13 protein-coding genes are annotated in these 15,405 nt (G+C 71.6%); 4 read left to right on the top strand and 9 right to left on the bottom strand.

The genetic code is table 11. The features are described from left to right. The first annotated feature begins 67 nt into the window (after window positions 1–67). Window positions 68–1,411 carry a UDP-glucose/GDP-mannose dehydrogenase family protein gene (locus OG447_RS11325; protein WP_266936359.1) on the top strand — a complete coding sequence of 448 codons (1,344 nt, stop codon included), beginning with the start codon at window positions 68–70 and terminating at the stop codon, window positions 1,409–1,411. 136 nt (window positions 1,412–1,547) lie between these two features. Here the strand turns inward: OG447_RS11325 and OG447_RS11320 are convergent, their stop codons facing one another. The 3 genes from OG447_RS11320 to purE form a co-directional block, all read right to left on the bottom strand. Then, on the bottom strand, window positions 1,548–2,630 hold the full coding sequence (locus OG447_RS11320) for a membrane dipeptidase (RefSeq protein WP_266936358.1): 1,083 nt from the start codon (window positions 2,628–2,630) through the stop codon (window positions 1,548–1,550). 237 nt (window positions 2,631–2,867) lie between these two features. Continuing rightward, window positions 2,868–4,046 (bottom strand): dipeptidase, encoded by a 1,179-nt coding sequence (locus OG447_RS11315; RefSeq protein ID WP_266936357.1) that lies wholly within the window; start codon window positions 4,044–4,046, stop codon window positions 2,868–2,870. Then, window positions 4,043–4,579 carry a 5-(carboxyamino)imidazole ribonucleotide mutase gene (gene purE / locus OG447_RS11310; protein ID WP_266936356.1) on the bottom strand — a complete coding sequence of 179 codons (537 nt, stop codon included), beginning with the start codon at window positions 4,577–4,579 and terminating at the stop codon, window positions 4,043–4,045. The genes OG447_RS11315 and purE overlap by 4 nt, the downstream gene beginning before the upstream one ends. A 146-nt stretch (window positions 4,580–4,725) precedes the next feature. On the opposite strand from purE, the gene OG447_RS11305 reads away from it, so the two are divergent. Continuing rightward, window positions 4,726–5,832, top strand: coding sequence for an RNA-guided endonuclease TnpB family protein (locus tag OG447_RS11305; protein ID WP_266936355.1), 1,107 nt, complete (start codon window positions 4,726–4,728; stop codon window positions 5,830–5,832). Here OG447_RS11305 and OG447_RS11300 read toward each other — a convergent pair. Further along, on the bottom strand, window positions 5,822–6,940 hold the full coding sequence (locus OG447_RS11300; protein WP_266938834.1) for a 5-(carboxyamino)imidazole ribonucleotide synthase: 1,119 nt from the start codon (window positions 6,938–6,940) through the stop codon (window positions 5,822–5,824). The two genes, OG447_RS11305 and OG447_RS11300, sit on opposite strands and share 11 nt — an antisense overlap. 219 nt (window positions 6,941–7,159) lie before the next feature. Here OG447_RS11300 and OG447_RS11295 point away from each other — a divergent pair, with 219 nt between their 5' ends. After that, window positions 7,160–7,705 carry a GtrA family protein gene (locus OG447_RS11295; protein ID WP_266936354.1) on the top strand — a complete coding sequence of 182 codons (546 nt, stop codon included), beginning with the start codon at window positions 7,160–7,162 and terminating at the stop codon, window positions 7,703–7,705. A gap of 49 nt (window positions 7,706–7,754) precedes the next feature. Here OG447_RS11295 and OG447_RS11290 read toward each other — a convergent pair whose 3' ends face one another. Then, window positions 7,755–9,020, bottom strand: a complete 1,266-nt coding sequence (locus OG447_RS11290; protein ID WP_266936353.1) for an ATP-binding protein — start codon at window positions 9,018–9,020, stop codon at window positions 7,755–7,757. Window positions 9,021–9,120: 100 nt separating this feature from the next. Further along, window positions 9,121–9,798, bottom strand: coding sequence for a response regulator transcription factor (locus OG447_RS11285; protein WP_215139424.1), 678 nt, complete (start codon window positions 9,796–9,798; stop codon window positions 9,121–9,123). Between the two features lie 514 nt (window positions 9,799–10,312). Between OG447_RS11285 and OG447_RS11280 the strand changes: the two genes are divergently transcribed. Then, on the top strand, window positions 10,313–11,833 hold the full coding sequence (locus tag OG447_RS11280; RefSeq protein WP_266936352.1) for a peptide MFS transporter: 1,521 nt from the start codon (window positions 10,313–10,315) through the stop codon (window positions 11,831–11,833). A 78-nt stretch (window positions 11,834–11,911) separates the two neighbouring features. On the opposite strand, the gene OG447_RS11275 is transcribed toward OG447_RS11280, so the two are convergent. From OG447_RS11275 to OG447_RS11265, 3 genes are all read right to left on the bottom strand, one after another. Next, window positions 11,912–13,222 carry a hypothetical protein gene (locus OG447_RS11275; RefSeq protein WP_266936351.1) on the bottom strand — a complete coding sequence of 437 codons (1,311 nt, stop codon included), beginning with the start codon at window positions 13,220–13,222 and terminating at the stop codon, window positions 11,912–11,914. Between the two features lie 14 nt (window positions 13,223–13,236). After that, window positions 13,237–14,313, bottom strand: a complete 1,077-nt coding sequence (locus OG447_RS11270) for a hypothetical protein (RefSeq protein ID WP_266938833.1) — start codon at window positions 14,311–14,313, stop codon at window positions 13,237–13,239. 68 nt (window positions 14,314–14,381) lie between these two features. Next, complete coding sequence (locus OG447_RS11265; RefSeq protein WP_266936350.1) at window positions 14,382–15,395, bottom strand: hypothetical protein; 1,014 nt, start codon at window positions 15,393–15,395, stop codon at window positions 14,382–14,384. Window positions 15,396–15,405 lie beyond the last annotated feature (10 nt).

The following is a 15,405-nucleotide window of genomic DNA, read 5'->3' as shown; positions in this document are numbered from 1 at the left end:
AACGTCCCCCCGGACGGGCCCGACTATGCTCAGTGGCCGCAAACGGCCCCGCACCTCTGGAGCACCCATGGCCCCCCTCAGGATCACAGTGATCGGCACCGGATACCTCGGCGCGACCCATGCCGCGGCGATGGCGGAGCTGGGGTTCGAGGTGCTGGGGCTGGACGTGGTGCCCGAGAAGATCGAGATGCTGGCCTCGGGCCGGGTGCCGATGTACGAGCCCGGGCTGGAGGAACTGCTGGCCCAGCACGTGGCCGGGCTGCCGGGCTCGACGGGACGGCTGCGGTTCACCACCTCCTGGGAGGAGGTCGGCGCGTTCGGCGACGTCCACTTCGTGTGCGTGAACACCCCGCAGAAGCACGGCGAGTACGCCTGCGACATGTCCTACGTCGACTCCGCGATCGCCTCGCTGGCCCCGCACCTGACCCGGCCGGTGCTGGTGGTCGGCAAGTCGACGGTGCCGGTGGGCTCGGCGGAGCGGCTCGCGGCGAAGCTCGCGGAGCTGGCTCCGGCGGGCGCGGACGTGGAGCTGGCCTGGAACCCGGAGTTCCTGCGGGAGGGCTTCGCCGTGCAGGACACCCTGCACCCGGACCGGATCGTGGTCGGCGTACAGGGCGAGCGCGGCGAGAAGCTGCTGCGGGAGGTGTACGAGACCCCCATGTCGGAGGGGACCCCGCTGGTCGTCACCGACTTTCCGACCGCCGAACTCGTCAAGACCGCCGCTAACTCCTTCCTCGCCACCAAGATCTCCTTCATCAACGCGATGGCGGAGGTGTGCGAGGCCGCCGGCGGTGACGTGGTCAAGCTGGCGGAGGCCATCGGCTACGACGAGCGGATCGGCGCGAAGTTCCTGCGGGCCGGGATCGGCTTCGGCGGCGGCTGCCTGCCCAAGGACATCCGGGCCTTCATGGCCCGCGCCGGTGAACTGGGGGCCGACCAGGCGCTGACCTTCCTGCGGGAGGTCGATTCCATCAACATGCGCCGGCGCGGGCACATGGTCGAGCTGGCCCGTGAGGCCGTGGGCGGGTCGTTCCTCGGCAAGCGGGTCGCCGTGCTCGGCGCCACCTTCAAGCCCGACTCGGACGACGTACGGGATTCGCCCGCCCTGAACGTGGCCGGACAGATCCACCTCCAGGGCGGGCAGGTCACCGTCTACGACCCCAAGGGCATGGACAACGCCCGGCGCGTCTTCCCGACGCTGGGGTACGCGGACTCCGCGCTGGAGGCGGCCCGGAGTGCGGAGGTCGTACTGCACCTGACCGAATGGCGCGAGTTCCGCGACCTCGACCCGGCGGAGCTGAGCGGCGTCGTCACCGACCGGCTGATCCTGGACGGCCGCAACGCGCTGGACCCTGCCGTGTGGCGTGCCGCCGGCTGGACCTACCGGGCGATGGGCCGCCCGCGCGCCTGAGCCGTGGCCCTGCGGGGGCGGGCGGGGCCGGGCGGGTGCGGCGCCGTTGCGGGGGCGCCGCACCCGAGCCCCCGCGCCCCAAACTCCCCCAGACTCCGTCCGGGGGGGGACCCCCGGGCGGGGCTGGATTTGCCCGTCAGGAAGGGCTGGTCCTGCGGTGCTGGGCCGCGCGGGCGGTGAATTCCGCGTCGCGGATGACCCGTTGGGCGTTGCCCCAGGTCAGCAGGGCCAGGTCGGATTCCGGCCAGCCCCGGTCCAGCAGTTCCGCGATCAGCCTCGGGTAGCCCGAGGGGTCGGTCAGGCCGGACGGGCGGGGGCTGCCCGGCTCCGCACCGAAGGCGGCGCCGAGGCCGACGCAGTCCGGGCCCGCGACGGCCCGTACGTGCTCGACGTGGTCCGCCACCGCGTGCAGGGAGTCCCCGGTCCGCGCGGTGTCGAAGGTGACCATGGCCAGGCCGTTCGCCGCGTGCAGCGCGAGCAGCACCTCGTCGGTCACGTTCCCCGGGTGCGGGTTCAGCGCCGCCGCGGCCGTGTTCGAGATGATCACCGGGGCCTTGGAGGCCCCCGCGAGCTGGCAGGCCGCCGCCGACGAGCAGCCGGCCAGGTCCAGCAGCACCGAGAGCCGGTTCGCCTCCCGGACCACCTCGTGGCCGAAGGCCGTGAGGCCCTCCTGCGCCCAGGGGGCTCCCGCGGGCGCGAGGATCCGTACGCCCAGTGCGTGGAAGGCCCGCAGCGCACCCAGGGAGTCGATGAGGGCGCGGCCGGGCACGGGTCCGAGGAACGAGGCGATGCGGCCCCGGTTGCGGGCGTCCGCCAGGTCGTCGGCGCTCAGCGCGAGGCAGAGGCTGTCGGGGTAGCGGTGCATCAGGGCCAGCGCCACGTCGATCTGTTCGAGGGTGTCGGAGACCACCTGGTCGGCGGCGGGCGCCGCGTGCGGGGTCAGCAGCGACCAGAACTGGGCCCCCACCCCGCCGGCGCGCAGCCGGGGGATGTCGGTGTCGACCCCGGTGTCCGGGGTGTCGATGTCGTGGTACGGGCTCTGGCGCAGGGTCCAGACCAGGGTGTTGCACCCGTCCGCGACGGGATGGACGGACAGCAGCGCGGTGGCCCGGTCGAGGGCGCTGAACGCCGTCGTGGCGGGGATGTCCTCGGCTCCGAGGGAGCCGGGGCCGACGGGGACGTGGCCCGCGTCGGGTCGTTCATCCTGCAGGTCGGCCATGGCAATCGCTCCGGTCTCGGCGGCAGCAGGGAGAGGTGCTGCCACCGTGACACGTGGGACGCGATTGCCGCCCGGCGGGTGTGGCGTTCGGGTGGCGGCCCTTGCCGTGGCTGGGCCCTGGGGCTCCGCCCCAGACCCCGCGCCTCAAACGCCGGAGGCGCACTCAGCCTCGCCGGCGTTTGAGGCGCGGGGACTCGGGGGCGGGCCCCCGCAGCGGCGCCGCACCCGACGGCGGGGCTACAGCACCGCGTTCGACGGGCCCCGGGTGGCCGACAGGTCGCGGGCGACCGATTCCGCGTCGCGCAGTGCCCGTACCGCGTTCGACCAGGTCAGCTTCGCCAGGTCGGCCTTCGACCAGCCGCGGGCCAGCAGTTCCGCGATCAGGTTGGGGTAGCCCGCCACGTCGTCCAGACCGGCCGGGGTGAAGGCCGTGCCGTCGTAGTCCCCGCCGATGCCGATGTGGTCGACGCCCGCGACCTCGCGCATGTGGTCGAGGTGGTCGGCGACCGTGGCGGCCGTGGCCACCGGCCGCGGGCGCTGCGCCTCGAAGGCCCGGTGCAGGGTCATCGCCTCGGGCGTGGTGTCCAGGTGGTGGAAGCCGTGCGCGCGCAGGTTCTCGTCGGCGGCCAGGGTCCACTCCACCGCGGCCGGCAGGATGAACTTCGGTACGAAGGTGGCCATCGCCACCCCGCCGTTGGCCGGGAGCAGCTCCAGCACGTCGTCCGGAACGTTGCGCGGGTGCTCGCACACCGCCCGGGCGGAGGAGTGCGAGAAGATCACCGGCGCCTCGGAGACCGCGAACGCGTCCCGCATCGTCGTCGCGGCGACGTGCGAGAGGTCCACGAGCATGCCGACGCGGTTCATCTCGCGGACGACCTCGCGGCCGAAGTCCGTCAGGCCGCCGTGGCGCGGCTCGTCGGTCGCCGAGTCCGCCCAGTCGATCGTGTCGTTGTGCGTGAGCGTCATGTACCGCACGCCCAGCTGGTGCAGGGCGCGCAGGGTGGCGAGGGAGTTGTTGATGGAGTGGCCGCCCTCGGCACCCATCAGCGAGGCGATCCGGCCGTCGGCGCGGGCCGCCTCCATGTCGTCCGCCGTCAGGGCCCGCACCAGGTCGCCGGGGTAACGGTCGATCAGCTGGGCGACGGCGTCGATCTGCTCCAGGGTGGCGCTGACCGCCTCGTCGCCCGCGTAGTCGGAGCGGACGTACACCGACCAGAACTGCGCGCCGACCCCGCCGGCCCGCAGCCGCGGGATGTCGGTGTGCAGGCGCCCGCTCTGGTCCGCGGCGATGTCCCGCCGGCCGAGGTCGTAGCGCACCTGCTGGCGCAGCGCCCAGGGCAGGTCGTTGTGGCCGTCCACGACGGGGTGCTCGGCCAGCAGCTCACGCGCCTCGGCCAGGCGCTGCGCCGCGCTCACTTGCCGAATCCGAAGGAGTCCGCGCCCGCGACCTTCGTGCGCAGCCGCTTGCCCTTTTCGGTGGCCTGGTCGTTCAGCTCCTGCTGGAAGTCCCGCATCCGGGCCAGCAGCTCGGTGTCGTGGGCGGCGAGGATGCGTACGGCCAGCAGTCCGGCGTTGCGCGCCCCGGCGACCGAGACGGTGGCGACGGGAACCCCGGCCGGCATCTGGACGATCGACATCAGGGAGTCCATGCCGTCGAGGTACTTCAGCGGCACCGGCACGCCGATGACGGGCAGCGGGGTGACCGAAGCGAGCATGCCGGGCAGGTGGGCGGCCCCGCCTGCGCCCGCGATGATCGCCTTCAGGCCGCGGTCGGCGGCCTGCTCGCCGTACGCGATCATCTCGCGCGGCATCCGGTGCGCGGAGACGACGTCGACCTCGTACGGGATCTCGAACTCGTCGAGGGCCTGGGCGGCGGCCTCCATGACCGGCCAGTCCGAGTCCGAACCCATGACGATGCCGATGACGGGACCGGCGGAGGACGTGCTCATCCCTATCTCCTTGCTTGAGAAACCCCGGCTGCAGCCGGGGCAGGAAACGCATCCGTGGCTTGGAGCCGCGCAACGGCGATGTGCCGCTCCGTGATGCTATGACCTGTATTTGTGTTCGGATCGTGACCGCCCCTAGCGTCCGGGGCGTGGGGACTTCTTCTTCCGTGAAGCGGGCGTTCAAGTACCGCTTCTATCCGACGGACGCGCAGGCAATTGAGCTGCAGCGGACGTTCGGATGTGTGCGGAAGGTCTACAACCTGGCCCTCGCCGCCCGCACAGAAGCACGGACGCGCGGGGAGCGGGTTGGCTACGGTCAGACGTCGACGCTGCTCACGGCTTGGAAGCGGACCGAAGAGCTGGCGTATCTGGCTGAGGTGTCCTCGGTTCCGCTTCAGCAGGCGCTGCGGCACCTGCAGAGCGCGTTTACGGGATTCTGGGGGAAGCGTGCGAAGTATCCCCGCTTCAAGTCGAAGCGGGGATCCCGGGCCTCTGCCGAGTACACACGCAGTGCGTTCCGGTACACCAACGGCCGCCTGACGCTCGCGAAGGTGCCGGAACCGCTGGACATCGTATGGTCCCGACCCCTGCCCGCAGGTGGGGATCCGTCCACCGGCGAGAAGATCCGGAACCCCAAGCATGAGCGCAGGGACCGGGAGCAGCTGGCGCGCGCCCAGCGAGCGCTGTCGCGGAAGGAGAAGTGCAGCAACAACCGGGCCAAGGCCCGTATCCGAGTGGCGAGGATCCACGCCAGAATCGCGGACCGCCGCAGGGATCACCTGCATCAACTGACGACTCGTCTCGTGCGCGAAAACCAAACGCTCGTGATTGAGGACCTGACCGTCAAGAACATGCTGGGGAACCACAAGCTCGCGCGCGCCATCGGCGACGCCGCCTGGCGTGAGCTGCGCTCGATGCTGGAGTACAAAACAGCCTGGTACGGGCGCGAGCTGATCATCGTCGACCGGTGGTTCCCCAGTACACGCCTGTGCTCGACCTGCGGGGCCCTCGCAGACCCGATGCCCCTTGACGTCCGTCACTGGACGTGCGGGATCTGCGGAACCACCCACGACCGGGACCGGAACGCCGCAATCAATCTTCTGGCCGCCGGGCTGGCGGTTGCTGCCTGTGGAGCGGATGCAAGACCTCATCGGGAGTCCCCCTCTCGGTCGGGGCGGTCCGTGGTGAAGCAGGAAGCCCCACCCGTGAGGGTGGGAGCCTCTTCCCTTCCGGGAAGAGGCGAGGTCAAGCGGTGATCGTTCCCCTGAGGTAGCCGGCCGCGTGACGTGCGCGCTCCAGCACATCGTCCAGGTCGTCGCCGTAGGTGTTGACGTGACCGACCTTGCGGCCGTGTTTCACGTCCTTGCCGTACATGTGGATCTTCAACTGCGGATCGTGGGCCATGCAGTGCAGGTACGCGGCGTACATGTCGGGGTAGTCCCCGCCCAGCACGTTCGCCATGACCGTCCAGCGGGCGCGCGGGCGCGGGTCGCCGAGCGGCAGGTCGAGGACGGCCCGTACGTGGTTGGCGAACTGGGAGGTGATCGCCCCGTCCTGGGTCCAGTGGCCGCTGTTGTGCGGGCGCATGGCCAGTTCGTTGACGAGGATGCGCCCGTCGGTGGTCTCGAACAGCTCCACGGCCAGGTGGCCGGTCACGCCGAGCTCCTTGGCGATGCGCAGGGCCAGCGCCTGGGCCTCGCCGGCCAGCGCCTCCGAGAGGTTCGGAGCGGGGGCGATCACCGTGTCGCAGACCCCGTCCACCTGGACGGACTCGACGACGGGGTAGGCCACCGCCTGGCCGTGGGGGGAGCGGACGATGTTGGCCGCGAGCTCGCGGACGTAGTCGACCTTCTCCTCCGCGAGGACCGGGACGCCCGCCTTGAACGGGGCCTCCGCATCCTCGGGGGTGCGGACGAACCACACGCCCTTGCCGTCGTATCCGCCGCGCACCGTCTTGAGGATGACCGGGAAACCGCCCACCTCCTGTGCGAAGGCGCCCACGTCCGCCGGATCGCGCACGATCCGGTGGCGGGGGCTGGGCGCGCCGATCTCGTCGAGCTTGGCGCGCATCACCCCCTTGTCCTGGGCGTGCACCAACGCGTCGGGCCCCGGGCGGACGGGGATGCCGTCCGCTTCCAGGGCTCGGAGGTGTTCGGTGGGCACGTGCTCGTGATCGAAGGTGATCACGTCACAGCCGCGCGCGAAGGCGCGCAGGGTCTCCAGATCGCGATAGTCGCCGATGACGACGTCGCTCACGACCTGGGCCGCCGAGTCCTCTGGGGTGTCACTGAGGATCTTGAATTTGATTCCGAGGGGGATACCCGCCTCGTGGGTCATGCGGGCGAGCTGTCCGCCGCCGACCATGCCGACTACCGGGAACGTCACTCCTCCAGGGTATCCGCCGGTATTCGGCCATCAGGACGCACCCGGGCGCAGCCCTGGCGCGGACCCGCCGGTGTGCCGTGCGTCGCAAGGGGCTCCATGGAACAGACGGACCACAGGGGGGACACTTACGATGAGTGGGTTGACGATGATCCGGACGTCCCCGCGCGGGGCGGTGACCGACAGGGACTGAACCATCAGATGAGCACTCCGGGGAACGGTTCCGCCGTCGAACGCGTACGCGGCCTCATTCGAGAGGTCGCCAAGTTCGGGGCGGTCGGCGGCCTCGGCGTACTGGTCAACCTGGGCGTCTTCAACCTGATCCGCCACACGACCGACCTCCAGGTGGTCCGCGCGAGCGTGATAGCCACCGTGGTGGCCATCGCCACGAACTACCTCGGCTTCCGGTACTTCGCCTACCGGGACCGCGCGCAGAGCGGCCGCACCCGCGAGCTGACCCTGTTCGCCGCCTTCAGCGCGATCGGCCTGGTCATCGAGAACGGCGTGCTGTACACCGCCACCTACGGCTTCGGCTGGGACGGCCCGGTCGCGAGCAACGCCTTCAAGTTCGTCGGCATCGGCACCGCCACCGTCTTCCGCTTCTGGTCCTACCGGACCTGGGTCTTCAAGGCCCTGCCGGTCCCCGCGGCGGACTCACCGGCCGAGCCGATACCCGAGCCGGCTCCGCTGCCGAGGCCCGAACCCCGGCCGCAGCCCCTGCCCGAGCCGGAGCCGGCGAACAACTAGTCGAGCAAGTCCCGTCCCGCCAGACGCCTCGCGCCTCACGCCTCACGCCTCAGCGGACCGTGGTCTCCGGTTCGGTCCGGTCCGGCGCGGTGCGGCTGAGGAACAGCGCGAACACCGGCGGCTCCGCCTGGAGCAGCTCGAGTCGGCCTCCGTCGGCCTCCGCCAGGTCCCGGGCGACCGCCAGGCCGATGCCCGTGGAGTTGCGGCCGCTGATGGCCCGCTCGAAGATCCGGTTGCCGAGGTCCGGCGGGACTCCCGGCCCCTCGTCCGTGACCTCCAGCACCGCCTGGTTCCCGATCACCCGGGTGCGCAGCGCGACCGTGCCGCCGCCGTGCATGAGGGCGTTCTCCACCAGCGTCGCCAGCACCTGCGAGACCGCGCCGGGGGTGCCGACGGCCCGTACGCCCTGCTTCCCGGAGCGCACGATGGCCCGGCCCGCACTGCGGTAGGCCGGGCGCCACTCCTCCACCTGCTGTTTGACGACCTCGTCGAGGTCGAAGGGGACCGCCGAGCCCGTACGCGGGTCCCGCGAGTTCGTCAGCAGCCGCTGCACCACGTCCGTGAGCCGCTCCACCTGGGTCAGGGCGATCGTCGCCTCCTCCCGTACGGTCTCCAGGTCGTCCGTGACCGTGATCTCCTCCAGCCGCATCGACAGGGCCGTGAGGGGGGTGCGCAGCTGGTGGGAGGCGTCCGCGGCCAGGCGCCGCTCGGCGGTCAGCATCCGGCCGATCCGTTCCGCGCTGGAGTCCAGCACGTCCGCGACCCGGTCCAGCTCGGGGACCCCGTACCGCCGGTGCCGGGGGCGGGGGTCGCCCGATCCGAGGCGTTCCGCGGTCTCGGCGAGGTCGGTGAGCGGGGAGGTCAGCCGGTTCGCCTGCCGTACGGCGAGCAGTACGGCCGCCACGACGGCCAGCAGCGCCACCGCGCCGACCACCGCGAGGGTCCGCCCGACCTCCCGGGTGACCGTGGAGCGGGACTCCTCGACGATCACGGTCTCGCCCTGTTCGCCGCGTGCGGTGCCGCGGACGACGCTGCCGTCGATCCGGTGCCCGACCTCCACGGCCTCGCGGCCGGGGATCACGACGCGGGCGTAGTGGCCGGCGTCGAGCTGCTCGGCGAGCGTGCCGGCGGCGACCGGCTTCTTCTCCAGGACGCTCGCCTCGACGATGCCCACGAGCCGCAGCGCCTCGGAGTCGATCCGGTCCTGGGCGCTGCTGGTGATCGTCCGGGTCTCCACGATGACGAGGGAGACCCCGAACACGGCGATCACGACGAGCACCACGGCGAGCGTGGAGTTGATGAGGCGGCGGCGCATGCTCTAGAGCATGCCCTAGATGAGTGAGTCCGAAGTGGCGCCTGCGGGCGGACGACGCCACTTCGGACTCACTCGTCTAGCCGACACTGCGGCCGGGCGGTCAGCTCTTCTCGAAGCGGAAGCCGACGCCGCGGACGGTGGCGATGTAGCGGGGGTTCGCGGCGTCGTCGCCGAGCTTCTTGCGCAGCCAGGAGATGTGCATGTCGAGGGTCTTGGTGGAGGACCACCAGGTGGTGTCCCAGACCTCGCGCATCAGCTGGTCGCGGGTGACGACCCGGCCCGCGTCCCGGACCAGGACGCGCAGCAGGTCGAATTCCTTGGCCGTGAGCTGGAGCTCCTCCTCGCCCATCCAGGCGCGGTGGGACTCGACGTCGATCCGCACGCCGTGGGTGGCGGGGGGCTGGGCGGTCTCATTGGCGCCGCGCCGCAGCAGGGCCCGGACCCGGGCCAGCAGTTCGGCGAGCCGGAAGGGCTTGGTCACGTAGTCGTCGGCGCCCGCGTCCAGGCCGACGACCGTGTCCACCTCGTCGGCGCGGGCGGTGAGCACCAGGATCGGGAAGCCGTGTCCCTCCGCGCGCAGCCGGCGGGCGACTTCCAGCCCGTCCATGCCCGGCAGGCCCAGGTCCAGGACGACGAGGTCGACGCCGCCCTGCAGTCCCGCGTCCAGGGCGGTGGGGCCGTCCTCCCGGACCTCGACCTCGTACCCCTCCCGGCGCAGGGCGCGGGCCAGGGGCTCCGAGATGGATGCGTCGTCCTCGGCGAGCAGTACACGCGTCATGTGGGTGATGGTAGTCCGCGAGCGGTGAAAGGAGGGGCGCGCCTGCATACCCCTCGCGATCTGGGGTTATGAAGTACTAAGGACCTTCGAATAGCGGCAGACGGTTCCCTGGAACCCTTGTGATCCATATCTCAAGTCCTTCCATATGCCGCAGTGTCGTGTCGTATGGTGGCGAGACGCCTGATGCAATACCCAGGGGACCTTTGTGCCGAAAAGCGCGCCTTAGGTCTCTGTTTTCTGTTCTGGCCGGATCGGCAGTCTTGACGGACTGACACCACGGACTGCCCTGTCCGGCTCGATGACAGTGAATGACCTGTGGGCCGGGCCCTGCGCGCGAAGGTGCGCGACAGGGTGTGGATCCCGGATACGGCTGAACCTTCGCCTCCGACGCACACGTCGGGGGACGAGACCCCAGGGCGTGGGGTTCGGGACATCCGTCGCCGGTGCCGGCCACCCCCCACCGGGCGCGGATGAGCTCACGAAGCCAAGCGTCCCGAGCAAGCAAGGATCGACCATGGCTTCCAGCCTGACGACGGCCTCACCGAGCCCCGCTCACGAGAAGACCGTCCTCGGCCACCCGATCGGCCTGGCCACGCTGTTCATGACCGAGATGTGGGAGCGCTTCTCCTACTACGGCATGCGTGCGCTTCTCGTTCTGTACTTGGTCTCCGGCGGTGTGGACGCCGCGACCGGAAGCCAGGGCGGCGGGCTCGGCTTCACAGCGGCGACGGCCACGGCGATCTACTCCGTGTACGTGGCCATGGTCTACCTCATGGCCATGCCCGGCGGCTGGTTCGGTGACCGGGTCTGGGGCGCCCGCAAGACGGTCGCCGTCGCCAGCTTCATCATCATGGCGGGCCACGTGGCGCTCGCCGTGCCCGGCCAGCTGGCGTTCTTCGTCGGCCTGCTGCTGGTCGCGGTCGGCTCCGGTCTGCTGAAGGCCAACATCTCCACGATGGTCGGCCACCTGTACAAGGACGCGGACGACCCGCGCCGTGACAGTGGCTTCACGATCTTCTACATCGGCATCAACGTGGGTGCCTTCGCGGCGCCGATCGCCATCGGCACCATCGGCGAGACCGTCAACTGGCACCTCGGCTTCTTCCTCGCCGCCATCGGCATGGGCGTCGGCCTGGTCATCTTCCTGCTGGCCGGCCGCACCCTGAGCCCGAAGAGCAGCATCGTCCCGAACCCGCTGACCCCGGCCGAGCGCAAGGCCGTGATCGTCAAGGCCCTCGCCGTCCTGGCCGTCATCGCCGTCTTCTACGGCGCCGTGGTCGCGGCGGACATGTTCACCATCAAGTGGGCCCTGTACCCGATCACCATCGCCGGTCTGATCATCCCGGTCGCCGTCCTCACCCGCATCAAGCGGGACAAGGACCTGTCCAGCGTCGAGCAGAGCCGGATGAGCGCCTACATCTGGTTCTTCGTGGCCGCCGCCGTGTTCTGGATGATCTACGACCAGGGCGGTTCGACGCTCTCGCTCTTCGGTGACAAGAACTCCGAGCGCAGCCTGCTCGGCTGGGAAGTCCCGACCGTCATCTTCCAGTCGCTGAACCCGCTCTTCGTGGTGGCCCTGGCCCCGATCTTCGCCGCCGTGTGGGTGGCCCTGGCCCGCCGGAACCGCGAGCCCAGCACCATCGCGAAGTTCTCGGTGGCCCTGATCATCGTCGGCGCCTCGTTCTTCGTCTTCGCCCTGCCGCTGAGCCAGACCGCCGGCAACGACACCAAGGTCACCATGTGGTGGCTGGTGCTGATCTTCCTGATGCACACCCTCGCCGAGCTGTGCCTGTCGCCGGTCGGCCTGTCGGTCACGACGAAGATGGCGCCGCAGAAGTACGGCTCCCAGATGATGGGCGTCTGGTTCCTGGCGGTCACCGCCGGTGACTGCATCACCGGCCTGCTCGGCCTGGCCGAGGTGCAGCTGAACGGCGTCGGGGTGATCCTCTTCCAGGCGACCGCCGCCGTGCTCGCCGGTGTCGCGATCTTCATGTACCGCAAGAAGGTCAATGAGCTGATGGGCGACATGAACTGACGCGTTCGCGCCCCGTCCGACGGAACGGCCCGGCACACCGGAAGGTGTGCCGGGCCGTTCCCTTTCCGCCGTGACGGACTACCGGGTGCCGCGCAGCCGGCGCCACGGGGTGAAGGTGAAGACCGCGCCGCCGAGCAGGATGACCGTGCCGGCGACCAGGGCCAGGGCCTTGATGCCGCCCTCGTCCTCGGCGCCGGTGTCGGCGAGCCCGCCCGAGCTGGTGGGGCCGGTGGAGGTGTTGCCCGTGGTGGACGGCGAGCCGGAGCCGCCCGACTGGGCGGTGGTGTCCAGCTCCAGCGAGACGCCGCTGCTGGCCGCCTTGCAGGGCACGTTGATCGGCGTGGCGCCCGGGGCCATCGTGACGTCGATCGTCAGCTGGTCCGGGCTCAGCGTCACCTTGCCGCTCTTGCCGGGTGTGTAGGTGCCGGTCATGTCGCTGAGGCTGACCGGGGCCTTGTCCGGGATCGGCTCCGCGTTGGCCGGGCCGGCCACCTTGACCGTGCCGCTGTCGGCGCCGCCCAGCTTGACGTTCATCGAGGGCTTGAGGGCCCCCGCGGGCAGCGCCATGGGCGCGGCCATCGCTCCCTTCGCGGTCTTGACCGTCAGGTCGTACTTGCCGCCGTTCTTCTTGGCGTTGATCGTGACGGGGGTCTTGATGCCTCCGGGGACGACCGGACCGCAGTCGAAGGCCACCTCGACGGCCTTGCCCGGGAAGTCGGTCTGGCCGCCGCCTCCGCCGCTGGTGGTGCCGCCGGAGCTGGTGGAACCGCCCGAGGTGGAACCGCCCGAGGTGGTGGCGCCCCCGGAGGAGGTGGAGCCGCCGCCCGTCGTGCCACCGGTGGCGGTGGAGCCACCGGCCGTGGAGCCCGCCGACACGTCGATGGTGGCCCCGGCGCTCACCTCGCCCTGCGGGGCGCACTTGGTGACGAACGTGCCGAAGGAGAAGGTCACGGCCACGTCGTACTTGCCGGGCGTCAGGGTGATCTTGCCGGCCTTGGTGAGCTTCAGCTTGCCCTTCATGGGCGACATGACCATGGGGGCCTTCTTGGGGATCGGCGGGTTCTTCTTCTCCCCGACCACCTTCAGCTCGCCCATCCCCCCGCCCAGCGCGATCCAGCCGGTGGGCTGGACCGCGTCCTGCGGGATGTCCATCAGGTCCGTGTTGTTCGAGGCGGGCTTGACGGTCTCCCAGACCACGTCGACCTCGTCACCGACCTTGGCCGTGGCCGGGGCGGTGATCTTGGCGGTGGTCGTTCCCTCGACCGGGTCGCCACCGCCCGCCGGGGGAACGCACTTGACCTTGTACGTGGCCTCGCCGGCCAGGGCGGGAGAAGCCGAGATGGCGATACCCGCGCCGCCGAGCAGCAGCGCGACCGCGGCCGCGCTCACCCTCCGTTGGGTTTTCACGTATGTCCCTTCGTCGTCGAACGGTTCTCAGACGGTGCGGACGTCTGTGGTGCTGTCTCCGGCGCGCTGTCCGGGGTGAACCACGGCAGGACCGCCGTGGGGGTCTCGGGGGGCTCCGCCGAGGGGGCGGAGCGGGCCGGCGCGGATCCCCGTACGCCGAGGCCTCCGGGCCGTACGCGGGGCAGCCGGGCCGTCACGGCCGCCGCCGCTTCCGGGAGCCGGGTGCCCCGGTGGCGGCCGGGGGGCGCGGGGCGGCGCGGGCGGACCCTGTCGACGACGGCCATGCCGGTACGGAAGACCGCGGCCGGGACGACCACCAGGAGCAGGCCCCAGAAGAGCAGGACCCCGTACGGGCGGTCCACGCCCCAGGGCTGGGTGGCCAGGACCGTCTCGCCGTACTTGAGGGAGATCGTGTAGTCCCCGTACGCGCCCGCGGTGAGGGCCACGTCCAGCGCGATCTCGGCCTTGCCGCCCGGCGGGATGGTGCCCTTCCACCGGACCTCCTCCCACAGCGGGGCGAACACCCCGTGGGCGGTGCCGAGCTGGAAGACCGGGTCCTTGACCGGGGCGGAGCCGAGGTTGCCGACGGTGACCGTGAACTTCCGGCCGGGCGGGGAGCCGAACCAGGTCAGCACCCCGTCCTCGCCCTTCAGCCGGACCCCGGTGAGCATCGCGAGGCGCGGGGTACCGGATTCGGCGGGCAGCTCGGCGACGGGATGGCCGGTGATCTTCAGGGGGACGGCGACGGTGGACTGGTCGCCGTTGACCGAGGTGACGTTGACGACGCAGGGGCAGGGCTTGGGGGGCTCCACCACCGGCAGCTGGGCGGCGAAGCGCCCGTCGTCGGCGACCGAGACGGCGGCCCCGTCGGCGTTGGCGCAGCTGTTGGTGCCGCCGATCATGTTCTGCCCGCAGACCAGCAGCATCACCAGGGTCTTGGCCCGCCAGCCGGTGCCGGTGACGGTGATCTCCGTGCCCTTGGCGGCCTCCTGGAGGGAGAGGGTCACGGCGGGCTTGCCCTCGTCGGCGGCGGCCGGGGCCGCCGGGAGCAGGGCCAGGGCGCACACCGCCAGCCCCGCCGCGAGGAGGGCCCCGAGCCTTCCGGTGGCTCCGGATCGGATGCCGGCGCCGGCCTTGGCACTCACCTGGATACTCCCGTCAGTTCGTGTTCCGGTGCGCGGCTGCCGCGCTCGGGGTCCGGCGCCTGGTCCGGCGGCGTCCCCGTACGGGCCCGCCTGCGTACGAGGAGCAGGGCGGCCGCGGTGGTCCCGCCGAGGAGGAGCAGCCCGGCGCCCGTCCAGCCCGCGATCCCCCAGGGCACGAACCACGCCGAGGCGCCGGCGGTGGCCCGGGCGCCGCCGGGGGCGGTGACGGTGAGGGTGAGGTCGACCCGGTCGAGGACGGGGGCGCCGGGCCAGGGTTCGGTGAGCTCGACCCGCTGGCCCGGGAGCAGTTCGAGGGGCAGGGCGCGGGCCGCGCGGCCGGGCACCTCGCCGAGGCGGCCCTTCGCGCGGATCTCCAGCTCGGGGGCGAGGGCCACGTTGCCGCGGTTGACCAGGGTGTACGCGACCTCCGCGGCGGAGCCCCGGCCCCGGACGGCGACGTCCTCGACGGTGAGGGCCGCCAGGGCGGGGCCGCTGACGCGCAGGTGGACCCGTACGCCCGCCTCGCGGCCGGCTTCGGTGGCGACCACCGCGGCGGGGTGGTCGCCGGGCGGGGCGGCGGGCGGCACGGTGACGGTGAAGGGGACCACGGCCCGGGTGCGGGGCGGGATCCGCACGGTGGTGCCGGTCCCGAAGCTGATCCACGATCCGGCCCCGGCGGCGGCCCCGGCCGGGGGTGCGGCGGGGCGTACCGCGAGGGCGCCGTCGGCGGTGTTGTAGGCGTCGGCCGCGCGCAGGGTGACGGTGCGCTCCTGGTCGGTGGTGTTGGCCAGGGCGAGGCGGTCCTCCAGGACGGTGCCGGGGGTGCCCGCGAGGTAGAAGTACGGGCGGGCGCCACCGGGCCTGGAGGTGGCCGTTCCGGCGGCGGGTTCGGCGGTCCAGCCGGGTTCGTCCGCCGTCGCGGGTTGCGCGGAGCCCGCGTACAGCGCGGCAGCGGTGAGGAGCGGCACGAGGAGGCGGACGTGCCGCTTGAGGGCGTGGAGCACGGGCATGGCCGGGGGT

It is taken from the genome of Streptomyces sp. NBC_01408, assembly GCF_026340255.1.
Classification (GTDB): Bacteria; Actinomycetota; Actinomycetes; order Streptomycetales; family Streptomycetaceae; genus Streptomyces.
This window is presented reverse-complemented; position numbering and strand designations above follow the sequence as displayed.

What these genes read in the sequence shown, in the direction of transcription:
- OG447_RS11325 (WP_266936359.1), top strand. Translation starts at nt 68, where the DNA reads ATGGCCCCCCTCAGGATCACAGTGATCGGCACCGGATACCTCGGCGCG.
- OG447_RS11320 (WP_266936358.1), bottom strand. Translation starts at nt 2,630, where the DNA reads ATGGCCGACCTGCAGGATGAACGACCCGACGCGGGCCACGTCCCCGTC.
- purE (WP_266936356.1), bottom strand. Translation starts at nt 4,579, where the DNA reads ATGAGCACGTCCTCCGCCGGTCCCGTCATCGGCATCGTCATGGGTTCG.
- OG447_RS11300 (WP_266938834.1), bottom strand. Translation starts at nt 6,940, where the DNA reads ATGGTCGGCGGCGGACAGCTCGCCCGCATGACCCACGAGGCGGGTATC.
- OG447_RS11295 (WP_266936354.1), top strand. Translation starts at nt 7,160, where the DNA reads ATGAGCACTCCGGGGAACGGTTCCGCCGTCGAACGCGTACGCGGCCTC.
- OG447_RS11290 (WP_266936353.1), bottom strand. Translation starts at nt 9,020, where the DNA reads ATGCGCCGCCGCCTCATCAACTCCACGCTCGCCGTGGTGCTCGTCGTG.
- OG447_RS11285 (WP_215139424.1), bottom strand. Translation starts at nt 9,798, where the DNA reads ATGACGCGTGTACTGCTCGCCGAGGACGACGCATCCATCTCGGAGCCC.
- OG447_RS11280 (WP_266936352.1), top strand. Translation starts at nt 10,313, where the DNA reads ATGGCTTCCAGCCTGACGACGGCCTCACCGAGCCCCGCTCACGAGAAG.
- OG447_RS11265 (WP_266936350.1), bottom strand. Translation starts at nt 15,395, where the DNA reads ATGCCCGTGCTCCACGCCCTCAAGCGGCACGTCCGCCTCCTCGTGCCG.